Source organism: Paracoccus sp. J55, from assembly GCF_000513975.1.
Lineage (GTDB): Bacteria > Pseudomonadota > Alphaproteobacteria > Rhodobacterales > Rhodobacteraceae > Paracoccus.
Window position 1 is genome coordinate 197,168 of record NZ_AZVA01000003.1, and the last position, 23,788, is coordinate 220,955.

At 68.3% G+C, this 23,788-nt stretch carries 23 protein-coding genes; 14 read left to right on the plus strand and 9 right to left on the minus strand.

From position 1 onward, the window contains the following. The first annotated feature begins 262 nt into the window (after nt 1-262). Nucleotides 263-1,090 (plus strand): GNAT family N-acetyltransferase, encoded by an 828-nt coding sequence (locus PARJ55_RS21480; RefSeq protein WP_084637779.1) that lies wholly within the window; start codon nt 263-265, stop codon nt 1,088-1,090. Nucleotides 1,091-1,094: 4 nt separating this feature from the next. Here PARJ55_RS21480 and PARJ55_RS0104890 read toward each other — a convergent pair whose 3' ends face one another. After that, on the minus strand, nt 1,095-1,823 hold the full coding sequence (locus PARJ55_RS0104890; protein WP_028712001.1) for a response regulator: 729 nt from the start codon (nt 1,821-1,823) through the stop codon (nt 1,095-1,097). Between the two features lie 137 nt (nt 1,824-1,960). Between PARJ55_RS0104890 and mce the strand changes: the two genes are divergently transcribed. Both mce and PARJ55_RS0104900 read left to right on the plus strand, forming a co-directional pair. Continuing rightward, complete coding sequence (gene mce / locus PARJ55_RS0104895; protein WP_028712002.1) at nt 1,961-2,365, plus strand: methylmalonyl-CoA epimerase; 405 nt, start codon at nt 1,961-1,963, stop codon at nt 2,363-2,365. Beyond that, entirely contained in the window at nt 2,365-2,625 is a 261-nt protein-coding gene (locus tag PARJ55_RS0104900; RefSeq protein WP_028712003.1) for a DUF1467 family protein, read from the plus strand. Before mce ends, PARJ55_RS0104900 begins: the two co-directional genes overlap by 1 nt. Here the strand turns inward: PARJ55_RS0104900 and PARJ55_RS0104905 are convergent. Continuing rightward, entirely contained in the window at nt 2,591-3,292 is a 702-nt protein-coding gene (locus PARJ55_RS0104905) for an EI24 domain-containing protein (RefSeq protein ID WP_028712004.1), read from the minus strand. The two genes, PARJ55_RS0104900 and PARJ55_RS0104905, sit on opposite strands and share 35 nt — an antisense overlap. After that, nucleotides 3,293-3,859 (minus strand): nitroreductase, encoded by a 567-nt coding sequence (locus tag PARJ55_RS0104910; RefSeq protein WP_028712005.1) that lies wholly within the window; start codon nt 3,857-3,859, stop codon nt 3,293-3,295. Between the two features lie 104 nt (nt 3,860-3,963). Here PARJ55_RS0104910 and PARJ55_RS0104915 point away from each other — a divergent pair, with 104 nt between their 5' ends. Further along, complete coding sequence (locus PARJ55_RS0104915) at nt 3,964-4,230, plus strand: DUF167 domain-containing protein (protein WP_028712006.1); 267 nt, start codon at nt 3,964-3,966, stop codon at nt 4,228-4,230. On the opposite strand, the gene PARJ55_RS0104920 is transcribed toward PARJ55_RS0104915, so the two are convergent. After that, nucleotides 4,209-4,460 (minus strand): hypothetical protein, encoded by a 252-nt coding sequence (locus PARJ55_RS0104920; protein WP_028712007.1) that lies wholly within the window; start codon nt 4,458-4,460, stop codon nt 4,209-4,211. The two genes, PARJ55_RS0104915 and PARJ55_RS0104920, sit on opposite strands and share 22 nt — an antisense overlap. A gap of 124 nt (nt 4,461-4,584) precedes the next feature. On the opposite strand from PARJ55_RS0104920, the gene PARJ55_RS0104925 reads away from it, so the two are divergent. Continuing rightward, the gene (locus tag PARJ55_RS0104925; protein WP_028712008.1) at nt 4,585-5,334 is read left to right on the plus strand and encodes a M48 family metalloprotease; all 750 of its coding nucleotides are present in this window, start codon (nt 4,585-4,587) and stop codon (nt 5,332-5,334) included. Nucleotides 5,335-5,586: 252 nt separating this feature from the next. After that, a complete protein-coding gene (locus tag PARJ55_RS0104930; protein WP_028712009.1) occupies nt 5,587-5,928 on the plus strand; it encodes a hypothetical protein in 342 nt (113 codons plus the stop codon). A 6-nt stretch (nt 5,929-5,934) separates the two neighbouring features. Here the strand turns inward: PARJ55_RS0104930 and ilvN are convergent, their stop codons facing one another. The 3 genes from ilvN to PARJ55_RS0104945 form a co-directional block, all read right to left on the minus strand. Then, complete coding sequence (gene ilvN, locus PARJ55_RS0104935) at nt 5,935-6,495, minus strand: acetolactate synthase small subunit (RefSeq protein WP_028712010.1); 561 nt, start codon at nt 6,493-6,495, stop codon at nt 5,935-5,937. A gap of 15 nt (nt 6,496-6,510) precedes the next feature. After that, complete coding sequence (locus PARJ55_RS0104940) at nt 6,511-8,265, minus strand: acetolactate synthase 3 large subunit (RefSeq protein WP_028712011.1); 1,755 nt, start codon at nt 8,263-8,265, stop codon at nt 6,511-6,513. A gap of 170 nt (nt 8,266-8,435) precedes the next feature. After that, nucleotides 8,436-9,281 (minus strand): arginyltransferase, encoded by an 846-nt coding sequence (locus PARJ55_RS0104945; RefSeq protein WP_028712012.1) that lies wholly within the window; start codon nt 9,279-9,281, stop codon nt 8,436-8,438. Nucleotides 9,282-9,509: 228 nt separating this feature from the next. Here PARJ55_RS0104945 and PARJ55_RS0104950 point away from each other — a divergent pair, with 228 nt between their 5' ends. After that, nucleotides 9,510-12,317, plus strand: a complete 2,808-nt coding sequence (locus PARJ55_RS0104950) for a glutamine-synthetase adenylyltransferase (protein ID WP_028712013.1) — start codon at nt 9,510-9,512, stop codon at nt 12,315-12,317. Between the two features lie 136 nt (nt 12,318-12,453). Here PARJ55_RS0104950 and PARJ55_RS0104955 read toward each other — a convergent pair whose 3' ends face one another. Beyond that, nucleotides 12,454-14,532 (minus strand): glycosyltransferase family 2 protein, encoded by a 2,079-nt coding sequence (locus PARJ55_RS0104955; protein ID WP_028712014.1) that lies wholly within the window; start codon nt 14,530-14,532, stop codon nt 12,454-12,456. 89 nt (nt 14,533-14,621) lie between these two features. Continuing rightward, a complete protein-coding gene (gene carA, locus PARJ55_RS0104960) occupies nt 14,622-15,770 on the minus strand; it encodes a glutamine-hydrolyzing carbamoyl-phosphate synthase small subunit (RefSeq protein WP_028712015.1) in 1,149 nt (382 codons plus the stop codon). A gap of 168 nt (nt 15,771-15,938) precedes the next feature. Between carA and PARJ55_RS0104965 the strand changes: the two genes are divergently transcribed. The 7 genes from PARJ55_RS0104965 (at nt 15,939) to PARJ55_RS0104995 (ending at nt 23,786) form a co-directional block, all read left to right on the plus strand. Next, complete coding sequence (locus tag PARJ55_RS0104965; RefSeq protein WP_028712016.1) at nt 15,939-16,403, plus strand: GatB/YqeY domain-containing protein; 465 nt, start codon at nt 15,939-15,941, stop codon at nt 16,401-16,403. Nucleotides 16,404-16,605: 202 nt separating this feature from the next. Beyond that, nucleotides 16,606-17,643, plus strand: a complete 1,038-nt coding sequence (locus PARJ55_RS0104970) for an NAD(P)-dependent alcohol dehydrogenase (RefSeq protein WP_028712017.1) — start codon at nt 16,606-16,608, stop codon at nt 17,641-17,643. Nucleotides 17,644-17,648: 5 nt separating this feature from the next. After that, a complete protein-coding gene (xylB, locus tag PARJ55_RS0104975; protein ID WP_028712018.1) occupies nt 17,649-19,109 on the plus strand; it encodes a xylulokinase in 1,461 nt (486 codons plus the stop codon). A 247-nt stretch (nt 19,110-19,356) separates the two neighbouring features. Next, nucleotides 19,357-20,241 (plus strand): AraC family transcriptional regulator, encoded by an 885-nt coding sequence (locus tag PARJ55_RS0104980; protein ID WP_028712019.1) that lies wholly within the window; start codon nt 19,357-19,359, stop codon nt 20,239-20,241. 99 nt (nt 20,242-20,340) lie between these two features. After that, on the plus strand, nt 20,341-21,246 hold the full coding sequence (locus PARJ55_RS0104985) for an ABC transporter substrate-binding protein (protein WP_028712020.1): 906 nt from the start codon (nt 20,341-20,343) through the stop codon (nt 21,244-21,246). Nucleotides 21,247-21,316: 70 nt separating this feature from the next. Further along, nucleotides 21,317-22,819 carry a sugar ABC transporter ATP-binding protein gene (locus PARJ55_RS0104990; RefSeq protein ID WP_028712021.1) on the plus strand — a complete coding sequence of 501 codons (1,503 nt, stop codon included), beginning with the start codon at nt 21,317-21,319 and terminating at the stop codon, nt 22,817-22,819. Further along, nucleotides 22,809-23,786 carry an ABC transporter permease gene (locus PARJ55_RS0104995; RefSeq protein WP_028712022.1) on the plus strand — a complete coding sequence of 326 codons (978 nt, stop codon included), beginning with the start codon at nt 22,809-22,811 and terminating at the stop codon, nt 23,784-23,786. Before PARJ55_RS0104990 ends, PARJ55_RS0104995 begins: the two co-directional genes overlap by 11 nt. Nucleotides 23,787-23,788: the final 2 nt, after the last annotated feature.

The following is a 23,788-nucleotide window of genomic DNA, read 5'->3' on the forward strand; positions in this document are numbered from 1 at the left end:
AGCAACCAGCAACCAGCAACCAGCAACCAGCAACCAGCAACCAGCAACCAGCAACCAGCAACCAGCAACCAGCAACCAGCAACCAGCAACCAGCAACCAGCTCATTGTTGTCGAAGGGGCGTGTTCGCGGCGGCATTCCTTCGTAGCGCCCCGGGCCTGCGGAGTTGTTGGCCAAGGGCATGTCTGGCAGCCGCGCCTCTCGCGGCCTTGACCTCGGCGGCGATCCGCGGATGCTGGCCGGGATCCTGACGGAGTCCCGCCCATGTCCGACGACCCCGCCGCCCGCCCTCCTTCGCCCAGCACCGCTGGCGACGGCGGCGCCCCTGATCGCCGCGGCGGCAGCAGCAGCGACGCCAACGCCCCCGGCATCGCGCAGCCCGACAGTCCCGAACCCGGTGCGGTTCGCCCCGGCTCCCGTCCGACCGGCCCGGAGGTCGTCGGCTTCACTCCGCCGCCGCTGCCCGGTCCGGCGCGGATCGAAGGCGGCCATGTGCTGCTGGAGCGGCTGGACCACCGGTGCCATGCCGGGGATCTGTTCGCAGCCAATCAGGGCCAGGACTGGGTCTGGGACTATCTGGGCTATGGGCCCTTCGTCGATCTTGCCGCCTATCGCGACTGGCAGGCCGAGATGGCCGCCAAGAGGGATCCGTATTTCTATGCCTTGCGCGACCGCGTCTCGGGCAGGGTGGGCGGGCTGGCCGCCTTCCTGCGCATCGATCCCGCCAATGGCGTGATCGAGATCGGCCATATCGAGATCGCGCCCGCGATGCAGCGCACCCCCGCCGCGACCGAGGCGATCTCGCTGATGATCGGCTGGGCCTTCGATGCGGGCTACCGCCGGGTCGAGTGGAAATGCGATGCGCTGAACGCCCCTTCGCGCCGGGCCGCATTGCGCTACGGCTTCACCTTCGAGGGGATCTTCCGCCAGCACATGATCTATAAGGGGCGCAACCGCGACACGGCCTGGTTCGCCATCATCGACCGCGACTGGCCGCGGCTTGCCGGCGCGCATCGGGCATGGCTTGCGCCCGGAAATTTCGATGCCGAGGGCCGGCAGCGGCAAAGCCTCTCGGCGCTGACCGCAGGCTGACGGCTCAGGAAATCCGCGCCGCGGCCAGCCTGTCCTGCACCAGCCCGCTGATGCGCGCCAGATCGGTGGCCAGGGCCTGCCCCCGGGCATGGTCGCGGGCCAGCGCCGTCGCCGCATCCTCAAGCGTCCGGTCATGCGCCGAGCGCGCAACCCCCGCCAGGAAGCGCGCGATATAGTCGATGGCCGCCGTGTCGTCCGCCTGGGACAGCACATCGGCGACATGGGCCAGGTCGTCGCGCAGCGCCTCGGGATCGGCGGCGATCATGTCGTCGGGCAGCACGCGCAGGCCCGGAGGGCGCGCCTCGGGCGGCAGGGCGGCCAGGATCGCCTCCTGGAATGCGGCGAGGCTTTCGATGGGCTTCGTCAGGAAACCGTCCGCCCCGGCCCGCATCACCGCATCCCGATTCGCCGGATCGCCCGAGATGCCGAGGATCACCGGCACCCGCGGCAGCGCCCGGGCGATGGTGGCGATCATGTCCGCGCCGTCGCCGTCGGGCAGGCCCATGTCGACGATCACCGCGCCGGGGCGATAGGTCTGCAGATGCCGCAGGGCCGAACGGATGCTGTCGGCCCGACGGATGCGCGCGCCGGAGCGCAGGCACAGCAGGCGCACCGCCTCGGAGGCGACGCGCGAATCCTCGACCACCAGCACCGTCAGGCCGGTCAGCGGTCGGTCGGGCAGGGTGGCCCGCCAGGTGGGGAATTCTTCCGCACCGATCCTTTCCTGTTCCATCTCGCAAAATCCTAACTGGGAATCACCGTCTGTCCCCGAGGATTGCGCGATTTCCCTAAGAAGCGGTTAACGGCGCTTTCTTTTCCTTTCCCCCGCCGCCTTGTGGTCCTAGAAGGGCGCAAACGACGGAGGAAGTGATGATCGGACGCCTGAACCATGTCGCCATCGCCGTGCCCGACCTGAAGGCGGCGGCCGCGCAATATGAAAACAGCCTTGGCGCCAGGGTCGGCGCGCCGCAGGACGAGCCCGACCACGGCGTCACCGTCGTCTTCATCGAACTGCCGAACACCAAGATCGAACTGCTCTATCCGCTGGGCGAGAACAGCCCGATCAGGGGCTTTCTGGACAAGAACCCCTCGGGCGGCATCCACCACATGTGCTTCGAGGTCGAGGACATTCTGGCCGCCCGCGACAAGCTGAAAGCCGAAGGCGCGCGCGTGCTGGGCGATGGCGAGCCCAAGATCGGCGCCCACGGCAAGCCGGTGCTGTTCCTGCATCCCAAGGATTTCAACGGCTGCCTGATCGAGCTGGAGCAGGTCTGATGAGTCTGACCGGGGGCATCGTGCTTTATGCCGTGCTGTGGTTTCTGGTGCTGTTCGTGCTGCTGCCGATCGGCCAGCAGTCGCAGGCGGATGTCGGGCAGGTGACGCCGGGCACCCCGGCCGGCGCCCCGCACGAGCCGAAGCTGAAGAAGAAGATGCTGTGGGCGACGCTGATCGCCGCGCTGATCTGGGGCGCGATCGCCTATGTCATCATCGGCGGCATCATCACCCGCGCCGATCTGGACGCCTGGACGCGCTGATATGGTAAAGGTGGGTGAAGCCCGCCGCCGCCAGCACCGGAACGACCACGTTCAGCACCGGCACGGTCAGGAGAGCCGCGATCAGCACCCCCAGCGTGGTGGCCTGCGCCGTCAGGCCGCGGCGCAGGGCGGTCGCTTGCGGTTCGTGCAGGTGGCGGCGCGCCGCCATCTGGAAGAATTCGCGTCCCAGCAGCCAGCCGTTGCCGCCATAGAACAGCACCGAAGCCAGCGGGCCGAGGAAGGGCGTCAGCACCAGCGTCGCCAGCGTGACCAGGATCACCGCGCCCATGACGGCCAGCGATTCCCAGAGCCCGTCCCAGAAATCGACCGGCAGGCCCTTGGCGGAGGGGTAATGCGTTTCCTCGACCGCCTCGGCGACCTGCTCGGCGAACAGGCCCGAAAAGCCCGCCGCCACCGGGATCATCAGGAAGATGCTCATCAGCGGAAACAGCAGCAGCGAGCTCCAGGACAGGGCCGGGGCCAGGGGGACAGCGCCGATCCAGGGCAGGGTCAGCGTCTCGGGCGCGAAGGCGCGGATGGCCCAGAAGGCCCCGGCCTGCAGCGCCGCGAACAACACCAGCGTCAGCGCCACGCCAAGCGCCACCACGCCGAAGATGCGCGGCCGCAGCAGGTCGCCCCAGGCCAGGACCAGCGCGCGGATCACCATCTAGAGGAACGTCGTCTTGGCCGCGACATCGGGGCGCGGCCGCTCGGGCGGGGTGGCGCCGCGCTGGCCGATATGGATCAGGCCGACGATGCGCTCGTCCTCGCCGATGCCCAGATGCGCGCGGGCGAAACCCGGCTCGGCGGCCGGGCCGGTCAGCCAGGCTGCGCCATAGCCCGCCGCCAGCGCCGCATTCAGCAGCTCCAGGCAGACCGCCCCGGCCGAAAGGAACTGCTCCCATTCCGGGATCTTGGGGTTGTCGACCGGGGCCGAGACCACCGCGACGATCACCGGCGAGGCGAAGGCCGAGCGGGCCTTCTCCACCGCCGCGTCGTCGCCGCCCCCCTCGGCGACATGCTCGGCCAGCACCGGGGCCAGCCGGTCCAGCGTGGCGCGTTCCAGCACCACGAAGCGCCAGGGCTCCAGCTTGCCGTGGTCGGGGACGCGGGCCGCCAGCTCCAGCAGGTCCATCAGCTCGGCGCGCGAGGGGGCCGGCCCGCCGAGCAGCTTCGGCGGATGCGAGCGGCGGCGGCGCAGGAAGGCCAGGGTGGCGGGGTCGGCATGTTCCATTCGGTCCTCGTCGGGTTCGCGCATGTCCTGGTCCCAGATAGCCCTGCAGGCCCGGCAGCGCCAGCCGGCATTGCCTTTTTCGCCGCGCCCGGCTTCAAGGGGGCATGACCGACCTGAGCCATCTTGCCCGGCCCGGCGCCGAAATCGCCGTGCGCGTCACCCCGCGCGCCTCGCGCAACGCGGTGATCCTGGACGGAGAGACGATCCGCGTCACCGTCACCACGGTGCCCGAGGACGGCAAGGCCAATGCCGCCGTGGTCAAGCTGCTGGCCAAGGCGCTGGGGGTGGCCAAGTCGCGGCTGGTGCTGGTGCGCGGCGCCACCGCCCGCGACAAGCTGTTCCGGCTCGATCAGCCGCGCTCCAGCCGGTAGTTGCCCTCGGGCAGGTTCAGCGCCGCCCGCAACTCCTCGAGCTGCTCGATGGTCATGACGATCTGCGCCAGCTCGCCGGTGTCGGGGTCGAACTGTTCGATCACCACCCGGTCGTCGAAGCTCTGGATGACCACGTCCTCGTTCAGCGGCCGCGTTCCGGCTTCGGCCTCGGGAAGTTCGTCGATCAGGGTGATGACGGTGGCGTCGAAATCGTGCTCGATGGTGAACATGGCAGTTCTCCCGTTCAGCTTTTCTCAACAATCGCGTGATATTGCGGCCGGGGCAAGCCCGGGGCTTGGCGCGGGCCGAAAGGGACGGCTAGAGTGGCGCGAACAACTGATGCAGGGGCAGGCGATGGCAAGGATGTGGCAAGCGGCGGCGGCGATCGTGCTGGTCCTGGCGGGCTGTGTCGCGCCCGTGCCGCAGCCGGGCGGACCGCAGCCCGGCGCGCCGGACGTCACCATCACCCCGGCGCCGGATACGCCGGCCAATGCACCCGCCTCGGCCCGCGCCTTCATTTCGGTGATCAGCCGCATGGAGCCGGCGGTCGAGCGCGAATGCCTGGTCCGCCGCACGCAGCCGATCAATTGCGATTTCCAGTTCGTCGTCGATGACCGCCAGGGGCTGGAACCGAACGCCTTCCAGACCGTCGATGCCAGCGGCCGGCCGATCATCGGCTTCACCCTGTCGCTGATCGGCGAGGCGCGCAACGCCGACGAGCTGGCCTTCGTCGTCGGGCATGAGGCCAGCCACCACATCCTGGGCCATATCAACCGCAAGACCAGCGCCGCCACCATGGGAGCGGTGATCCTGGGCGGGCTGGCCAGCGCCTATGGCGGCAATCCCGAGGCGATTCGCAGCGCCCAGGATTTCGGCGCCCAGTTCGGGGCCCGCTACTATTCCAAGGAATGGGAACTCGAGGCGGATTATCTGGGCGCGATCATCGCGCTGAACGCCGGATTCGACCCCGAGCACGGTGCGCTGTTTTTTGCCCGCATCCCCGATCCGGGTGATAAAATTCTGGGCACTCACCCCCCGCGCAGCGCAAGAATGGGGCAGGTCGCCCGCGCCGTGGCCGACTACCGGGCAGGCCGGGTGCGATAGTCCGACGCTGTTGCATTGCTGCATCGGTCTTGTTTTGCCTCTGGAAATCCCCGATTTGTCCAGGAAATCCCGGCTAGTACCATGCAGTTGCGCCACCGCTGCGGGGAAAAGGATCGATTTGTCTGCATGACCCGACGTCAAACTGAACGGTTCCGCCAAATTTTGCTTTCATAGGCGAGAAACTGCCGATAGTTTCCGTTCTGGGTTGTGCTGCCTCCCTTATTATCGGGCGGATTTGGTTTAGGAGCTTTCATGATCGGCGTCATTCTGTGGAGCAGTCCGGCCAAGGAGAAGGCTGTGATCTGGTGCGAGGATCATGGTGCCCTGGCCTATCTGCAAGGATCCGAAAATCTGGCAATATCATCCGAATGGCCCGAGGCGGGCGATCTGGTCGAGCTCGAGGTCGAGCTTCTGGCCGATCTGCGCCATGCCCGCGCCGTCAGCCTCGTGGCCGGCAACCGACGGTCGGAGCTTCCGGACCTGTTGCGGGGCATGGGCGAGAAGCCCGACCGCAACCGGCCGGTCCTGCGGGTGATCTCGAATCGCGAATCGGAAACGCTGGAGCGGCCGCTGAAGCTTGCGGCCGCCCGCTAGGTCCGGTCAGGCGCCGCGCGCCAGGGCCGCGACGCCGGTGCGCGCCTGATCCGACAGGCCCAGGGGGCGCATCAGCTCGGCGAAGGCGTCCAGTTTCTCGGGCGTGCCGGTGATCTCGAAGACGAAGCTCTCCAGCGTCGAATCGACCACGCTGGCGCGGAAGATCTCGGCGATCCGCAGCGCCTCGACCCGCTTGTCGCCCTTGCTCGTGACCTTGAACAGGCCCAGCTCACGCTCGACGCAGGGACCCTCGACGGTCAGGTCGTGCACGTCGTGGACCGGCACGATGCGGCCCAGCTGCGCCTTGATCTGCTCGATCACCGCCGGCGTGCCGCGGGTCACGATGGTGATGCGTGAGCGGTGGCCCAGATGGTCGACCTCGGCCACGGTCAGGCTGTCGATGTTGTAGCCCCGCCCGGAAAACAGCCCGATGACCCGCGCCAGCACCCCCGGCTCGTTCTCGACCAGCACCGCGAGGGTGTGGCTTTCGATGGTCTGGGCGTTCGGGTCGCGCAGGTCATAGGCCGAATGGCTGGATGCGCCCTTCTGGATGTTCAGTGCCGCCATGTTCTTCTCCTAAACTCAGACCAGTGCCGCGCCGGCGCCGGTGATGGCGCCTTCCGTCGAGGCCTCGCCCAAGAGCATCTCGTTATGCGGCTTGCCCGAGGGGATCATCGGGAAGCAGTTCTCGTGCTTCTCGACCAGAACGTCCAGGATGAAGGGGCCGTCATAGTCGATCATCTCCTGGATCGCCGCGTCCAGGTCGGCCGGGTCGGCAACCGTGCGCCCGCCGCAGCCGAAGGCCTCGGCCAGCTTCACGAAATCCGGCAGGCTTTCCGACCAGCTCTGGCTGTAGCGTTCGCCATGCAGCAATTGCTGCCATTGCCGGACCATGCCCAGGCGTTCGTTGTTCAGGATGAACTGCTTGACGGGCGCGCGGAACTGCACCGCCGTGCTCATTTCCTGCATGTTCATCAGCCAGGACGCCTCGCCGGCGACGTTGATCACCAGCGCCTCGGGATGCGCGACCTGCACGCCGATCGAGGCCGGCAGGCCATAGCCCATGGTCCCCAGCCCGCCCGAGGTCATCCAGTGGTTCGGGTCCTCGAAATGCAGGAACTGCGCGGCCCACATCTGGTGCTGGCCGACCTCGGTGGTGACATAGGGGTTGCGTCCCGCCGTCAGCGCCTGCAGCCGCTGCAGGGCGTATTGCGGTTTGATGACCTTGTCCGAATTGCGATAGGCAAGGCAGTTCCGCGTCTTCCACTGCTCGATCTGCGCCCACCATTTCCGCAGGCCCTCGGCATTGGTCTTGCGCCCGCGGGATTTCCAGATCTTCAGCATGTCCTCGAGCACATGGCCGACATCGCCGACGATGGGCAGGTCGACATGGATTACCTTGTTGATCGAGCTGGGGTCGATGTCGATCTGCGCCTTGACCGAGCCGGGGCTGAAATCCGCCACCCGCCCGGTGATGCGGTCGTCGAAGCGCGCACCGACCGCGATCATCAGGTCGCAGTCATGCATCGCCATATTGGCCTCGTAGAGGCCATGCATGCCCAGCATGCCGATCCAGCCCTTGCCCGAGGCCGGATAGGCGCCCAGCCCCATCAGGGTCGAGGTGACCGGAAAGCCCGTCGCCTCGGCCAGCTCGCGCAGCAGCTGGCTGGCGCCGGTGCCGGAATTGATCACCCCGCCGCCGGTATAGAAGATCGGCCGCTCGGCCGTCTCCATCAGCTCGACCAGCCGGGTGATGGTGGCCGGATCGCCCTTTTTCGCCGGCTGGTAGCTGGGCGTCTCGATCTGCTTCGGTCCGACATAGTCGCCGGTGGCGAATTGCACGTCCTTCGGGATGTCGATCAGCACCGGCCCGGGCCGGCCCGAGGTCGCGATGTGAAAGGCCTTGTGGATCGTCGCCGCCAGCTCGTCGGTCTCTTTCACCAGCCAGTTGTGCTTGGTGCAGGGGCGGGTGATGCCGATGGTGTCGGCCTCCTGAAAGCCGTCGGTGCCGATCAGGAAGGTCGGGACCTGCCCGGTCAGCACGACCAGCGGGATCGAATCCATCAGCGCATCGGTCAGGCCGGTGACGGCATTGGTCGCCCCAGGTCCCGAGGTGACCAGGACGACACCCGGCTTGCCGGTCGAGCGGGCATAGCCCTCGGCCATGTGGACGGCGCCCTGCTCGTGGCGGACCAGGATGTGCTTGATGTCGTTCTGCTGGAAGATCTCGTCATAGATGGGAAGTACCGCCCCGCCCGGATAGCCGAATACCGTATCGACGCCCTGATCGCGCAGAGCTTCGATAACCATCCTTGCACCCGTCATCTGTCGGGACATGCCCATTCTCCATTTCTGAACCAAACACGCGGCAGGCGGAAACGGCCCCCCTGCTGCGTCGCGGAAAACTATGGGCGCGGCGCGGCGGGGTCAATGGCGATTGTCCAAGAAAATGACGCGTGGCCGCGAATTCTTGAAATATTCTTACCGAGTTTGCCCTGTTTCGGTAATCATCTCCGGCTGGAGGGAAGGTTGATGCGCGCGACCTGCTCGACGATCGGGTCGATGGACAGCGGATGGATGTCGGAGGTGTGCTGCGCGGGGTCGCCGATCGGCTGCCAGACCCCGCCCTTGTAGATCTCCAGCGCCGAGAACTTGGCCTTGTAATCCATCTTCCGGCTGCCGGGCACCCAATAGCCCAGATAGACGAAGGGCAGGCCGGCGCTGCGCGCCAGCTCGATATGGTCCAGGATGATGTGGGTGCCCAGGCTCATGCTCTCCAGCGCCGGGTCGTAGAAGCTGTAGACCAGGCTCAGCCCGTCATCCAGCACGTCGGTCAGGCAGACCGCCACCAGCCGGTCGCTGCCGGGCGGGGGCGGGGTTTCGCTGCTGTCGCCCTGATGCGTGCGATATTCGATGACGCGGGTGCGGACCGGCGTTTCCTCGATCATCGCGGCGAATTCGAAGATGTCCATGTCGGCCATGCCGCCATCGGCATGGCGCTCGTCCAGATAGGCGCGGAACAGTTCATATTGTTCCTCGGTCGCCCAGGCGCTGGTGGCCAGCCGGCGCAGATGCGCATTCTTGCGCGCCACCCGGCGCTGCGTGCGCGAGGGGCTGAACTCGGCCACCCGGATGCGGGCCGACATGCAGGCGACGCAGCTTTCGCAGCTGGGGCGATAGAGCACGTTCTGCGAGCGCCGGAAACCCTGGCGCGACAGGGCGTTGTTCAGCTCGTTGGCCGAATCGCCGGCCAGCGCGGTGAAGAGCTTGCGCTCGGCCCGGCCATGCAGATAGGGGCAGGGCTGCGGTGCCGTCACGTAGAATTGCGGCGCATGAGGCAGACTGTGCCGCATCAGCCGCGCCCCCGGGATCTGGGGCGCGCCGCGCCCTGGGGCGCATGCGGTCGGGTCACTCTCATGTCGGCGCGCATCGGCGGCGGCTTGGGCTCTGCTGTCAGTTGCACTCGGGCAGAGCCTAGCAACAGTTCCTCCCCGCGCCAAGCAGGGAAAACCGCAAGAATTGAACGCTCCGGTGCAGCAGCGCGGCATTGACGCGGCGCAGGCGGCGGCTAGGCTCTGGACATGGATTTCGCCGCCCGCATCACCCGCCTGCCCATTCCCGTCGATCCCGCCCGCGGCCTTTCGGCGCTGCAGGCGACCGGCATCGCCGATCCCCGCCTTGGCGACTTGATCCGGGGCGCCGCCGGCTGCAGCCCCTATCTGGCGGGGCTGGTCGAGCGCGAGGCCGACTGGCTGCCCGGGGCGCTGGCGCATGAGGATGTCGTCGCCCGCGAAACCGCGGGGTTCGAGACGCTTTCCGCCGACGCCCTCGGCCCGGCGCTGCGCCGGGCCAAGCGGCGGGTGGCGCTGTGGACGGCGCTGGCCGATCTGGGCGGCGTCTGGCGGCTGGAGCAGGTGACGGGGGCGCTGACCGACCTGGCGGATCGGGCCGCGGACCTGGCGCTGCGCGTCCATGTCGCCGCCGAGCGGGCGCGCGGCAAGCTGCCCGAGACCGAGGCCGATGCCGGCGGCATCGTCGCGCTCGCCATGGGCAAGATGGGCGCCGGAGAGCTGAACTATTCCTCGGACATCGACCTGATCGTGCTTTACGACGACAGCGCCTATGCCCGCGACGACCAGCACGAGGCCCGCGCCAGCCTGATCCGCGCCACCCGCAAGGCGGCGGCGACCATCTCGGACAATACCGACCAGGGCTATGTCTTCCGCACCGACCTGCGGCTGCGGCCCGATGCCGCGGTGACGCCGGTCTGCATCTCGATCTCGGCGGCGCTGGCCTATTACGAGGCCGAGGGCCGCACCTGGGAACGCAGCGCCTATATCAAGGCGCGGCCCTGCGCCGGCGACCTGGCGGCGGGCACGCGCTTCCTGCGCGAACTGCGGCCCTTCGTCTGGCGGCGGCACCTGGATTTCGCCACCATCCAGGACGCGCATGACATGCGGCTGCGCATCCGCGAACACAAGGGCCTGCACGGCCGCATCGAGGTGCCCGGCCACAACATGAAGCTGGGGCAGGGCGGCATCCGCGAGATCGAGTTCTTCACCCAGACCCGCCAGCTGATCGCCGGCGGCCGCGACCCGGACCTGCGGGTGCGCGGTACGGTCGAGGGGCTGGCGCGGCTGGCCGAAAAGGGCTGGGTGCCCCCCGACGTGGCCGAGGAGCTGACCGCGCATTACCGCGAGCATCGCGAGATCGAGCATCGCATCCAGATGGTGAACGACGCCCAGACCCATGCGCTGCCGAATTCGGCCGAGGGGCTGGAGACCATCGCCCGGATGATGGGCGAGGCCGATACCGCCGCCTGGTCCGCGCGCCTGGCCGGCCGCCTGGCGCGGGTCGAGGCGCTGACCGGCGATTTCTTTGCCCCCGGCGAGCAGCGGGCGCGCCCGAAGCTTCCGCCCGAGGCCGAGGCGATGGTGGAACGCTGGCGCAGCTACCCGGCCCTGCGCTCGGCCCGCGGCCGCGAGGTTTTTGCCCGGATCGAGCCCGACCTGCTGACCCGCCTGACCGCCGCCGCCCATGCCGGCGAGGCGCTGGCCCGCTTCGACGCCTTCCTGGCCGGGCTGCCGGCCGGGGTGCAGCTCTTCTCGCTCTTCGAGGCCAATCCGCAGCTGATCGAGCTGATCGTCGACATCTGCGGCACCGCGCCCGGGCTTGCCGCCTATCTGGCCCGCCACCCCGAGGTGCTGGACGCGGTGCTGGGCGGCAGTTTCTTCTCGCCCTGGCCGGGCGCGGCCGGGCTGGGCCGCCAGCTCGACCAGCTGCTGGCCTCGGCGCTGACGGCCCCGAACGGCGGCTATGAACAGGCGCTGGATGCGGCACGGCGCTGGGCGCATGAATGGCAGTTCCGCATCGGCGTGCATCACCTGCGCAGCCTGATCGGCGCCGAGGAGGCGGGCGGCCAATATGCCGACATCGCCGATGCGGCTGTGGCGGCGCTGTTCCCGGTCGTCGCGGCGGAATTCGCGCGCCGGCACGGCCCGCCGCCGGGGCGCGGAGCGGTGGCGCTGGGCATGGGCTCGCTGGGGGCGCGGCAACTCAATGCCGCGTCGGATCTCGACCTGATCGTGATCTATGACGCCGCCGGGCAGGACAGTTCGGAGGGGCCGAAGCCCCTGGCGACGCGGGCCTATTACGCGCGGCTGACCCAGGCGATGATCACCGCGATCTCGGCGCCGACCTCGGCCGGGCGGCTTTACGAGGTGGACATGCGGCTGCGTCCCTCGGGGCGGCAGGGGCCGGTCGCGACCTCGGTTCAAAGCTTTCGCGACTACCAGATGACCGAGGCCTGGACCTGGGAGCATCTGGCCCTGACCCGTGCCCGGGTGATCGGCATCTGCGGCGCTGATGCCGCGGCGCTGGCCGAGGAGGTCGAGGCGCTGCGCGTCGAGGTGCTGCAGAGCCGCGGCGGCGATCCGCGCGTCCTGCCGGACCTGGCCGGGATGCGGGCCCGCATCTTCGCCGCCAAGGCCCCGGACGGCGCCTGGGAGGCCAAGATCGGTCGCGGCCGGTTGCAGGACATCGAGTTGCTGGCGCAATGTTTCGCGCTGCGCGCCGGCTCGGCGGCGCGCGCGGCGCAGGCGCAGCTGCGGGCCGGTCCGCGCGCCGGTCTGGTCCGGCGCGAGGAGGCGGAAAGGCTTGCCGCGGCCCGGCGCTTCCTGTGGAACCTGCAATGCGCCGGCCGGCTGCTGACCGAGAAGCCGCTGGACATGGACAATCTCGGCAAGGGCGGGCAGGCCTTCCTGCTGCGCGAGACCGGCTGCGATACGCTTGAGCACCTTGCCGCCCGGCTGGCCGAGACGGTCGAGACGGCGGGCGGCGTCATCGACGGCATTCTGGCCGGGGTGGAGGCGCGGGCCGCTGCGGGATAGCCCCGGGGCAGCCGGCCCCGGAGCGGGCCGCCTGCAATCGATCTGGGCTCCTGCGGCCTGGAGGTCCTTGAGGCACGGGTCCTTGCCGAAGATGGCACACCGGCTTGGCCGCGGCCGGTCCTTTGTGCGGTTAAGCCTAGCCCACCTCGCCCAGCACGGGCACCAGTCGTTGCAGCCGCCCCCCGTCGGAAGGTTGCGCGGCCGAATCGGCTTCGGCCCCGTTCTGCAGCGGAATCAGCCGGCCCGGTTTCGCCACGGGCCCGGTCTCGGGCGTCTCGTCCTGGCCGGCGTCGAAGATGCCGTGCTGGGTCTTGTCCCAGTAGAAGGGCTTCGCCACCACCTCGTAGATCGCCTTCCAGGCGGCCAGGCAGCCGAGCGGGAAATACAGGTGCAGCGTCGGTACCCAGGGCAGCAGATGCCGATGCCGGCGCCCGCGCACCGCCCAGCAGCCGATGGCGATGTTCAGCAGTTCCGACGCCACGAACAGCGTGAACAGCAGGGCTATGGCATTACCGCCCAGCAGGCCCGCCAGCACGCCGCGCATCGGATGCGGCAGGCCGAGGCTGAGCAGCCAGAAGCTCCACAGCACCGGCGCCAGCAGATATTGCGAGACCGAGGCGAAAAGCTGCACCTGCAAGCCGATGAAGCGCCGTGCGCCCAGGTCGCGCCACAGCGCCACCGGGTCGCGCATATGCACGCCCCAGGTCATGGCGAAGCCCTTGAGCCAGCGCGACCGCTGCTTGACCCAGGGGACCAGCCGGCAATTCGCCTCTTCATGGGTCACGGTGTCGAGCATCCGGGTGCGATAGCCGCGCCGGGTCAGGCGCACGCCGAGGTCGGCGTCCTCGGTGACGTTCCAGGCATCCCAGGCGCCGACCGCCTCCAGCGCGTCGCGGCGGAAGAACAGCGTCGTTCCCCCAAGCGGCACCACCAGATCCAGCGCCGCCGCCCCGGCCAGCGTGCCGCGAAACCACGAGGCATATTCGATGGTGAAGGCGCGGGCCAGCCAGTTGCTGCGCGGGTTGTAATAGTCCAGCACCCCCTGCAGGCAGGCCACGTCGGGGGGCGCGAAATGGAAGCCGCGCGCGACCTTGTGCAGCTGGTCGGGCTCGGGCCGGTCCTCGGCATCCCAGACGCCGATGATCGAGCCGCGGCAGAAGTTCAGCGCATAGTTCAACGCCCTCGGCTTGGTGCGGATCGGGCCGTCCGGCACCTTGACCACGCGCAGCCAGCGCGGCAGCCGGGCGTCCTCCAGCGCCTCGCAGGTCACCCGGTCGGTTTCCTCGACCACGATCAGGATGTCCATCAGCTCGCGCGGGTAGTCCAGCCGCGACAGCCGGCCGATCAGCTTGTCGGCGATGTCGGCCTCGGCGAACAGCGGCACCATGACCGAGATTACCGGCAGCGGCGCCGTCATCTCGGGGCGCGGGGCGGCGGCGCGGGCCACCGCCTGGGCCTGCATGCGGTCGCGCCGGTGCTGGCGCAGGATGGCGCCGAAGGAGAACAGCTTCAGCGTGGCCGAGGCGATCAGCGTCAGCACCGCCCAGCCGGTCAGCAGCACGATCACCGCCAGCGGCGCCAACAGCAGCCCCAGCGCCGCCGCCGCGATCACGGCCCCGGCGATTCGGCCGAAGCGGCGCTCGTTGCGGGTGCGGCAGCTTTCCTGCGCGGGCACCCGTGTCTCGGCCTGGCGGATCAGCGCGGTGCGGCGCAGGGCCAGGATCGCCTCGCGCGCGGCGTTTTCGGAGCAAAGCAGCATACGCACGGCCCCGAAGCCGGCGGGCAGGCGGGGGCGCAGCGCCTCGAAATCCTCGGGCCGGGCGGTGGCGATGAAGGTCACGCCGCCGACCCGCCGCCAGGGCACCACCCCCTCGGCCAGGCAGAGCTGGGCGCCCATGGCATCCACAAGGCGCGGATCGGGCGGCAGCGCCTTGAGGTCCAGCACGCTGCTGCGCCATTGCCGGGACAGGGCGCGGGTCAGCGCCTCTTCCTGCACCCAGCCGTTTGCCAGCAGGATCTCGCCCAGCCGCGCCTGCTGGCGGCGGCGCATGACCACGGCCTTGAGCAGGTCGCGCGGATCGACCGCGCCGTCTTCGATCAGGATCTGGCCGAGCAGGCGCAGGTCGCGTGGCGCGACCACCGTCGCTGCGGGCGCGGCGGGGACGGCCGGGGCCGGCCCGGTCGAAAGGGGCTTGATGAGAGCGGTGCGGGCCATAGCGCGATTCCCGGTCCAGGTCATTCCGACCCGATCTCTGCCATGCAGAGGGTTAAGAACGGGTTAACCGCGCCGGCTTTTTGCCGGGATCAGGCGCGGCGGGCGCGCATGGCCTCGGTGAAACGCTCGAACAGATAGGCGCTGTCCTGCGGGCCGGGGCTCGCCTCGGGGTGATACTGCACCGAGAAGACCGGCCGGTCCGCCACCCGCAGCCCGCAATTCGAGCCGTCGAACAGGCTGACATGGGTCTCGATCACGCCCTCGGGCAGGGTCTGGGCATCGACGGCGAAACCGTGGTTCATCGAGGTGATCTCGACCTTGCCGGTTTCCACGTCCTTGACCGGGTGGTTGGCGCCGTGATGGCCGTGGTTCATCTTGATGGTGCTGGCGCCAAGCGCCAGCGCCAGCATCTGGTGACCCAGGCAGATGCCGAAGATCGGCAGGTCGCGGCCCAGCAGCTCGCGGATCATCGGCACGGCATATTCGCCGGTCGCGGCCGGATCGCCGGGGCCGTTCGACAGGAACACGCCCTCGGGATCATGCGCCAGCACCTCCTCGGCGGTGGCGGTGGCGGGCAGGACCGTCACCTCGGCGCCGCTTTGCGCCAGCGAGCGCAGGATATTGCGCTTCGCGCCGTAATCGACGGCGACGACGCGGAAAGGCTTCTTTTCCTCAGACCGGCCGAAGGTTCCGGGCCAGGACCAAAGCCCCTCGTCCCAGCGATAGCTTTGCCGGCAGCTGACTTCTTTCGCGAGGTCCAGGCCGACGATGCCCTGCCAGTCGCGCGCCTTGGCGACCATGGCGGCGATGTCGAAATTGCCCTCGGGATCATGGGCCAGCACCACATGCGGCGAGCCCTGCTGGCGGATTGCGCGGGTCAGGCGGCGGGTGTCGACGCCGCCGATGCCGATGCGGCCGCGCCGCGCCATCCAGTCCACCAGATCCGCGCTGGCGCGCCAGTTCGAGGGCTCGGTCGGGTCCCATTTCACCACGATGCCCGAGGCGACGGGCTCGGGCGCCTCGTCGTCCTGCTCGGTCACGCCGGTATTGCCGATATGCGGGAAGGTGAAGGTCACGATCTGGCTGGCATAGGAGGGATCGGTCATGATCTCCTGATAGCCGGTCATCGCGGTGTTGAAGACCAGCTCGGCCACCACTTCCCCGACCGCGCCGAAGCCCTGGCCGTGGAACACGGTGCCGTCGGCAAGCGCAAGACATGCGGTCGGTTTCTGGGGCATCGTCACTCTCCGGGTAAATCGGCGGGAACCTAGGTAAAGGGCGGGCGGGCGTCAAGGCGGGAACCGGCGGCGCGCGGAACTTTGACGGGTGGCCGGGGTTGAGGGCACGGCTTGACGGCGAGGGCGAAGCCGGGCACCACCCGGCGGAATTCATTCAGCGAGGATCACATGGGACTGCGCGAGCGTATTCTGGCCGACACCAAGGAAGCGATGAAAGCCAAGGAAGCGGCGCGGCTCTCGACGCTGCGGCTGATCTCGGCTGCGATCAAGGACCGCGAGATCGCCGCCCGCACCGAAAGCGGCGACGAGGCCGGGCTGAGCGAGGCCGACCTGACCGCCATCCTGTCCAAGATGGTCAAGCAGCGCCAGGAATCGGCCAAGGCCTATGAAGAGGGCGGCCGGCTGGAGCTGGCCGAGCGCGAGCAGGAGGAGATCAGGGTGATCCAGTCCTATCTGCCGCGCCAGCTGGACGATGAGGAAACCCGCGCCGCCATCGACAAGGCCATCGCCGAGCTGGGCGCCGAGTCGATCCGCGACATGGGCCGGGTCATGGCCGAGCTGCGCAGCCGCCATGCCGGGCAGATGGATTTCGGCGCCGTCGGGCCGATGGTCAAGGACCGGCTGATGAAGTGAGCTGATTCTCGGGCCTCGCCGGGTCCGAGCATCGCCGCAGCCTGCCCGCGCATAGCTTTCGCGGTCCGAGACTGATACAATTATTCTTCCGATGGGCAAAAGCTCGCGCGTGGCGCGGGTTTTTGTTTACAGTCGCCCCGACTCGCCGCCAAAGACGCGAGTCGAGGGCGCCGGCGCGGCGCGGCCATCAGGAGGACGGGCGATGAAGGCATTGGTGCTGGAAGAAAAGGGCAAGCTGTCGCTGCGGGATTTCGACATCCCCGCCACGCTGGGCCCCAGGGACGTGCGGATCAGGACGCATACGGTCGGGATCTGCGGCTCGGACGTGCATTATTACACCCATGGCAAGATCGGGCATTTCGTGGTCCGCGAGCCGATGGTGCTGGGGCACGAGGCGTCCGGCACGGTGATCGAGGCAGGGGCCGAGGTCACGCATCTGAAGCCCGGCGACCGGGTCTGCATGGAGCCGGGGATTCCCGACCCGACCTCGCGCGCCGCGAAGCTGGGGATCTACAACGTCGATCCCGCGGTGACCTTCTGGGCGACGCCGCCGGTGCATGGGTGCCTGACGCCCGAGGTGATCCATCCTGCCGCCTTCACCTACAAGCTGCCCGACAATGTCAGCTTCGCGGAAGGCGCGATGGTCGAGCCCTTCGCCATCGGCATGCAGGCGGCCTTGCGGGCGCGCATCCAGCCGGGCGACATCGCTGTCGTGACCGGGGCCGGCCCCATCGGCATGATGGTGGCGCTGGCCGCGCTGGCCGGCGGCTGCGCCAAGGTGATCGTCGCCGATCTCGCCCAGCCCAAGCTGGACATCATCGGCGCCTATGACGGCATCGAGACGGTCAACATCCGCAACCGCCCGCTGGCCGAGGCGGTGGCCAAGGCGACCGACGGCTGGGGCGCCGACATCGTCTTCGAATGCTCGGGCGCCGCGCCGGCGATCCTGTCGATGCACCAGCTTGCACGTCCGGGCGGCGCCGTCGTGCTGGTCGGCATGCCGGTCGACCCGGTGCCGGTGGACATTGTCGGGCTGCAGGCCAAGGAGCTGCGGGTCGAGACCGTGTTCCGCTATGCCAATGTCTATGACCGCGCCATCGCGCTGATCGCCTCGGGCAAGGTGGATCTGAAGCCGCTGATCTCGGCCTCGATCCCCTTTGCGGACAGCATCGCCGGTTTCGACCGTGCCGTCGAGGCGCGCGAGACCGACGTGAAGCTGCAGATCGTCATGCCGGAGTAAGCGCCATGTATCTGGGACTGGACCTGGGCACCTCGGGCATCAAGGCGATGCTGGTGGACGAGAGCTTCGCGACCGTCGGCGTCGCCCATGCGGCGCTGACCGTCAGCCGCCCGCATCCCGGCTGGTCGGAACAGGCGCCGGCCGACTGGATCGCCGGGGCCGAGGCCGCCATCGCCACGCTGCTGCGTGAGCATCCGCGGGAAATGGCGCGGCTTCAGGCCATCGGCCTGTCGGGACACATGCACGGGGCGACGCTGCTCGACGCTTCGGACCGGGTGCTGCGGCCCTGCATCCTGTGGAACGACGGCCGTTCGGGCCCGCAATGCGCCGAACTGACCGCGCGCGCCGACTTCCACGGCATCGCCGGCAACCTGGTCATGGCGGGCTTTACGGCGCCGAAGCTGCTGTGGGTGGCGCAGAACGAGCCCGCGATCTTCGAGCGGACCGCCAAGGTGCTGCTGCCCAAGGATTACCTGCGGCTGTGGCTGACCGGCGAGCATGTGGCCGAGATGTCGGATGCGGCGGGGACGTTGTGGCTGGACGTGGGCAGGCGCGACTGGTCGGATGTGCTGCTGGCCGCGACCGGGCTGACGCGCGCCCAGATGCCGCGGCTGGTCGAGGGCAGCGATGTTTCCGGCCATCTGCGCGCCGATCTGGCCGAACGTTGGGGCATCCCGCGGGTGCCGGTGGCGGGTGGCGGCGGCGACAATGCCGCCACGGCCTGCGGCATGGGGGTGATGACCCCCGGCACGGGCTTCCTGTCGCTGGGCACCTCGGGCGTGCTGTTCGCCGCGACCGAAACCTATGCGCCGAACACCGGCGACGCGGTGCATACCTTCTGCCATGCCGTGCCGGACACCTGGCACCAGATGGGGGTGATCCTGTCGGCGACCGACAGCATGACCTGGCTGTCCGAGATCACCGGCAAGGCGGTGCCCGACCTCGCCGCGCTGGTCGGCGAGGTGACCGCGCCCTCGCCGGTGCTGTTCCTGCCTTACCTGTCGGGCGAGCGGACGCCGCTGAACGATCCCGACGCGACCGGCGCCTTCCTGGGCCTGCGCCGCGCCACCGGGCTTGCCGATCTGGCGCAGGCGGCGATGGAGGGCGTGGCCATGGCCTTTGCCGATTGCGTCCAGGCGCTGCGCAAGGCCGGCACGCCGATCGAGGCCGCCTATGCGGTGGGCGGCGGCGCGCGCTCGCGGGCCTGGCTGCGAATCATGGCCTCGGCCACCGGCCTGACGCTGCTGGAGCCCGAGGACGGCGATTTCGGCGCGGCCTTCGGGGCCGCCAAGCTGGCCGCGGCCTGCGCCACCGGCGACATTTCCGAGCGCATCTTCGCCAAGCCCGCTGTTCGCGCGGAGGTTGTTCCTGATGCCGGATTGGCGGATGCCTATGCGAAAAAGTATGAGGCTCATCATGCCGCTTATCCGCGTTTGCGGGATCTGGCCATCCCTGCCGTCCAATAGCGACAACAATGGGTTTTCTTCGGAAAGCAGGCCAATGTCGCTGCAGCGCGGCATGGAACTTCTGCCATGCAGCATGAGCCGGCGCCGCCGCCTGCCGTCCGCTTCTTCAATTCCCGCGCGATTGCGGTCAAAAAAGTATCGGTATTTTTCCCGCGCTGATGTGGATCGCGGCACGGCTTGAAGCCTATGGTTGCTGAACGTCCGCGGCGGTCCACTCAGGCTCGGCGACGGGCAGGGGAGGAAGGCGATGCAACCCGATCTGGAACTGGTCCACATCCGCAAGGGCGAATCCTTCGCCGCGTGGATGCATGGCTATCCGTTCCGCACGGTGCGCTGGCATTATCATCCCGAATACGAGATCCATCTGGTCGTCGCCACCTCGGGCACCTTCTATATCGGCGACCATGTCGGCAGCTTCCGGCCCGGCCAGTTGATCATGACCGGCCCGAACCTGCCGCAGAACTGGATCAGCGACATCCCCCCGGGCGAGATCGTGCCGCTGCGCTCGCTGGTGATCCAGTTCCCCGAGCCCTTCATCGAGGATGCCTGCGCCGCCATGCCCGAGATGGAGGCGCTGCGCCCGCTTCTGGACCGCTCGCGCCGCGGCCTGCTTTTCGACGACGCGACCAGCGCCCGCGTCCGCCCGCTGGTCGAGCGGCTGATCGAGGCGCAGGGCATCCGCCGCCTGGCGCTGTTCTGGGAGATCCTGGACATCCTGGCCAATGCCTCGGAATACGAGGTGCTGGCCAGCCTCAGCTTCGAGCTGGACCTGACCCGCACCCATGACGGCGGCATCAACCGCGCGCTGGCCTATCTGCGCGAGCACCTGACCGAGCAGGTCGAGGAGGGCGAGCTGGCCGAGATGGTCGGGCAAAGCCAAAGCGCCTTTTCCCGCGCCTTCAAGCGCCATACCGGCACCACGCTGGTGCGCTATCGCAACCAGCTGCGCGTCGACCTGGCCTGCCAGATGCTGCTGACCGATCCCGACATCAAGGTGGCCGAGATCTGCTACGAGGTCGGGTTTTCGAACCTGTCGAACTTCAACCGGCATTTCCTGAAGCTCAAGGGAATGTCGCCCTCGCAGTTCCGCGCGACATTCGCGGCCCAGAAGGCGCTGGTCATGGCGGACTGACAAGGACCGACATTGCGAATTTCACCAATTCGGGCGGCGCGGCGCCGCCCGGAGACGCGCAGGCTTTGCCTGCTTTCATCCAGATGGGAGGGAACCCTGATGAAATCGAAACTTCTTACCGCCTCGGCCGCGCTGGCGCTGCTGGCGGCCCCGGCTCTGGCGCAGGACAAGCTCAAGATCGGCATGACCTTCCAGGAGCTGAACAACCCCTATTTCGTGTCCATGCAGGAGGCGCTGAAGGAAGCCGCCGAAAGCCTCGGCGCGGATGTGGTGGTGACCGATGCCGGCCATGACGTCGCCAAGCAGATCTCGGATGTCGAGGACATGCTGCAGCAGAACATCGACATCCTGCTGCTGAACCCGACCGACAGCGCCGGGATCGAGGCCGCCGTCCATGCCGCCAAGGCCGCCGACGTCACCGTGGTCGCGGTCGATGCGAACGCCAACGGCCCGGTGGACACTTTCGTCGGCTCGAAGAACCGCGATGCCGGCTACATGTCCTGCAAGTATCTGGGCGATGCGCTGGGTGGCCAGGGCGAGGTCGCGATCCTCGACGGCATCCCGGTCGTGCCGATCCTGCAGCGGGTCGAGGGCTGCAAGGCGGCGCTGGAAGAATTCCCCGAGATCACCCTGGTCACCACCCAGAACGGCCGCCAGGACCGCTCGGTCGCGCTGGGCGTGGTCGAGAACATGATCCAGTCGCATCCGAACCTGGCCGGCATCTTCTCGGTCAACGACGGCGGCGCCATGGGCGCGCTGGCCGCGATCCAGGGCTCGGGCAAGGACATCAAGCTGACCTCGGTGGACGGTGCGCCGGAAGCGGTGCAGGCCATCGCCGCGGGCGGCCCGTTCATCGAGACCACCGCGCAATTCCCGCGCGATCAGGTCCGCGTCGGCCTGGCCATGGCGCTGGCGCAGAAATGGGGCGCCCGCGTGGTGCCGAAGGAAGTGCCGATCGACGTCATGGTCGTTGACGCCGAGAACGCTGCCGAGTTCAGCTGGTAAGGGTTCCTCCCCGCGCCCGCCCCCGCATGTCGCGGGGGCGGGGCATTTCCTAGCCATTCAGGAGGGCATCATGCTGGAACTGAACGGAATCCGAAAAAGCTTCGGCAAGATCGAGGTCCTGCACGGCGTCGACATGCAGGTCCGCGCCGGCGAGGTCCATGCGCTTCTGGGCGAGAACGGCGCCGGCAAGTCCACGCTGATGAAGATCCTTTGCGGCATCATCCAGCCCAGCGAGGGCACGATCCGCATCGAGGGGACCGAGCGCCATTTCGCCGATTACGACCAGGCCATCGCCGCCGGCATCGGCATCGTGTTCCAGGAATTCAGCCTGATCCCCTATCTGGACGCGGTCGAGAACATGTTCCTGGCGCGCGAGATGCGCGGACCGCTGGGGATGCTGGACCGCAAGGCGATGCGCAAGCGCGCCGCCGAGATCATGCGCCAGCTGGCCGTCGACGTGGCCCTGGACGTGCCGGTGCACCGCCTGTCGGTGGCCGAGCAGCAATTCGTCGAGATCGCCAAGGCGCTGTCGCTCAATGCCCGCATCCTGGTGCTGGACGAGCCGACCGCGACCCTGACCCCCTCCGAGGTCGAGCACCTGTTCAAGGTCATGCGCGAGCTGCGCAAGCAGGGCGTGGCGATCATCTTCATCTCGCATCACCTCGAAGAGATCTTCGAGATCTGCGACCGCATCACAGTCCTGCGCGACGGCGAATTCATCGGCTCCTGCGCAGTTTCCGAGGTCGATAACGACCGGCTGGTCGAGATGATGGTCGGCCGGCGGATCGAGAACAACTTCCCGCCCAAGCCCGCTGCCAACCCTTCGGCCCCGGTGGTGGTCGAGGTCGAGGAGGTGCAGCTGAAGAAGGGCGGCCCCGTCTCGCGCTTCGCCCTGCGCAAGGGCGAGATCCTGGGCTTTGCCGGGCTGGTCGGCTCGGGCCGCACGGAAACCGTGCTGGCCATGCTGGGGGCATACCCGGCCCAACGCTGCAAGGTCAGGGTGGACGGGATCGAAAAGCGCTTCCGCGGCCCGGACGAGGGGCTGGCGCATGGCATCGGCCTTCTGCCCGAAAGCCGCAAGGAGCAGGGGCTGATCACCAGCTTCTCGATCCTGCAGAACGTCTCGCTGAACAATTACGGCAAGTATCGCAAGAACCACTGGTTCATCGACCTCAAGAAGGAACTGGCCGCGACGCAGGCCGCCATGGCGCAGGTCCGCGTCAAGGCGCAGGGGCCGCATGCCCGCGTCGACACCCTGTCGGGCGGCAACCAGCAAAAGGTCGTCATCGCCCGCTGGCTGAACCACGACATGCAGGTGCTGATCTTCGACGAGCCGACGCGCGGCATCGATGTCGGCGCCAAGGCGGAAATCTATGCGCTGATGCGCGCCTTCACCGAGAAGGGCGGCGCCATCATCATGATCTCGTCCGAACTGCCCGAGGTGATCGGCATGTCCGACCGGGTCTGCGTGTTCCGCTCGGGCGGGATCGTGGCCACGGTCGAGGGCGAGCAGATCGATTCCGAAACCATCATGACCCATGCTACGACCGGGAGAGTTGAACATGTCGCATGACGCAAACACCGGCGCGGCCGGGAAAACCGGCGGCTTCTCGTTTGGCCGCCTGCTGCATTCGCCCCTGGCGCTGCCGCTGATCGGGCTGATCGTCGTCTCGATCCTGATGGGGCTGGCCAGCGACAATTTCTTCAGCCTGAACAATATCCTGAACGTGCTGCGGCAGGTGTCGGTCGTCGGCATCCTTGCGGTCGGCATGACCTTCGTGATCCTGACCGGCGGCATCGACCTGTCGGTCGGCGCGGTCATGGCGCTGGTCGGCACGCTGAGCGCGGGGATGATGGTCAGCATGGGCCTGCCCGCGCCGGCGGCGCTGCTTGTCGGGCTGCTGATCGGCCTGGGCATCGGGCTGGCGAACGGCGTGCTGGTCGCCTGGGGCCGGATGCCGGCGATCATCGTGACGCTGGCCACCATGGGCATGGCGCGCGGCCTGGGCCTGATCTATTCCGGCGGCTATCCGATCAGCGGCATCCCCAGCTGGATTTCCTGGTTCGGGGTGGGGCGCATCGGCGTGGTGCCGGTGCCGGTCATCATCATGGTGGTGATCTATGCCGTGGCCTGGGTGCTCTTGCAGCGCACCGCCTTCGGCCGCCATGTCTATGCGCTTGGCGGCAACGAGACCGCGGCGCGGCTTTCCGGCGTCAAGACCCAGCGCGTCAAGCTGGCGGTCTACGGCATCTCGGGCCTGACCTCGGCGCTTGCCGCGGTGATCCTGACCGGGCGGCTGATGAGCGGCCAGCCCAATGCCGGCCAGGGCTTCGAGCTTGACGCCATCGCCGCCGTGGTTCTGGGCGGCACCGCCATCTCGGGCGGGCGCGGGCTGATCCTGGGCACGTTGATCGGCGCGGTGCTGCTGGGCATCCTGAACAACGGTCTGAACCTGATGGGCATCAACCCCTATCTGCAGGACGTCATCAAGGGCGCGATCATCCTGCTGGCCATCTATATCGGGCGCGAATGGCGCTGAGC

Coding starts and splice junctions, on each gene's coding strand:
- PARJ55_RS0104985 (WP_028712020.1), top strand. CDS start 20,341: ATGAAATCGAAACTTCTTACCGCCTCGGCCGCGCTGGCGCTGCTGGCG.
- PARJ55_RS0104925 (WP_028712008.1), top strand. CDS start 4,585: ATGGCAAGGATGTGGCAAGCGGCGGCGGCGATCGTGCTGGTCCTGGCG.
- xylB (WP_028712018.1), top strand. CDS start 17,649: ATGTATCTGGGACTGGACCTGGGCACCTCGGGCATCAAGGCGATGCTG.
- PARJ55_RS0104900 (WP_028712003.1), top strand. CDS start 2,365: ATGAGTCTGACCGGGGGCATCGTGCTTTATGCCGTGCTGTGGTTTCTG.
- PARJ55_RS21480 (WP_084637779.1), top strand. CDS start 263: ATGTCCGACGACCCCGCCGCCCGCCCTCCTTCGCCCAGCACCGCTGGC.
- carA (WP_028712015.1), bottom strand. CDS start 15,770: ATGCCCCAGAAACCGACCGCATGTCTTGCGCTTGCCGACGGCACCGTG.
- PARJ55_RS0104980 (WP_028712019.1), top strand. CDS start 19,357: ATGCAACCCGATCTGGAACTGGTCCACATCCGCAAGGGCGAATCCTTC.
- PARJ55_RS0104920 (WP_028712007.1), bottom strand. CDS start 4,460: ATGTTCACCATCGAGCACGATTTCGACGCCACCGTCATCACCCTGATC.
- PARJ55_RS0104930 (WP_028712009.1), top strand. CDS start 5,587: ATGATCGGCGTCATTCTGTGGAGCAGTCCGGCCAAGGAGAAGGCTGTG.
- ilvN (WP_028712010.1), bottom strand. CDS start 6,495: ATGGCGGCACTGAACATCCAGAAGGGCGCATCCAGCCATTCGGCCTAT.
- PARJ55_RS0104910 (WP_028712005.1), bottom strand. CDS start 3,859: ATGGAACATGCCGACCCCGCCACCCTGGCCTTCCTGCGCCGCCGCCGC.
- PARJ55_RS0104905 (WP_028712004.1), bottom strand. CDS start 3,292: ATGGTGATCCGCGCGCTGGTCCTGGCCTGGGGCGACCTGCTGCGGCCG.
- PARJ55_RS0104955 (WP_028712014.1), bottom strand. CDS start 14,532: ATGGCCCGCACCGCTCTCATCAAGCCCCTTTCGACCGGGCCGGCCCCG.
- PARJ55_RS0104950 (WP_028712013.1), top strand. CDS start 9,510: ATGGATTTCGCCGCCCGCATCACCCGCCTGCCCATTCCCGTCGATCCC.
- PARJ55_RS0104990 (WP_028712021.1), top strand. CDS start 21,317: ATGCTGGAACTGAACGGAATCCGAAAAAGCTTCGGCAAGATCGAGGTC.
- PARJ55_RS0104915 (WP_028712006.1), top strand. CDS start 3,964: ATGACCGACCTGAGCCATCTTGCCCGGCCCGGCGCCGAAATCGCCGTG.
- PARJ55_RS0104945 (WP_028712012.1), bottom strand. CDS start 9,281: ATGCGGCACAGTCTGCCTCATGCGCCGCAATTCTACGTGACGGCACCG.
- PARJ55_RS0104890 (WP_028712001.1), bottom strand. CDS start 1,823: ATGGAACAGGAAAGGATCGGTGCGGAAGAATTCCCCACCTGGCGGGCC.
- PARJ55_RS0104970 (WP_028712017.1), top strand. CDS start 16,606: ATGAAGGCATTGGTGCTGGAAGAAAAGGGCAAGCTGTCGCTGCGGGAT.
- PARJ55_RS0104940 (WP_028712011.1), bottom strand. CDS start 8,265: ATGTCCCGACAGATGACGGGTGCAAGGATGGTTATCGAAGCTCTGCGC.
- PARJ55_RS0104995 (WP_028712022.1), top strand. CDS start 22,809: ATGTCGCATGACGCAAACACCGGCGCGGCCGGGAAAACCGGCGGCTTC.
- PARJ55_RS0104965 (WP_028712016.1), top strand. CDS start 15,939: ATGGGACTGCGCGAGCGTATTCTGGCCGACACCAAGGAAGCGATGAAA.
- mce (WP_028712002.1), top strand. CDS start 1,961: ATGATCGGACGCCTGAACCATGTCGCCATCGCCGTGCCCGACCTGAAG.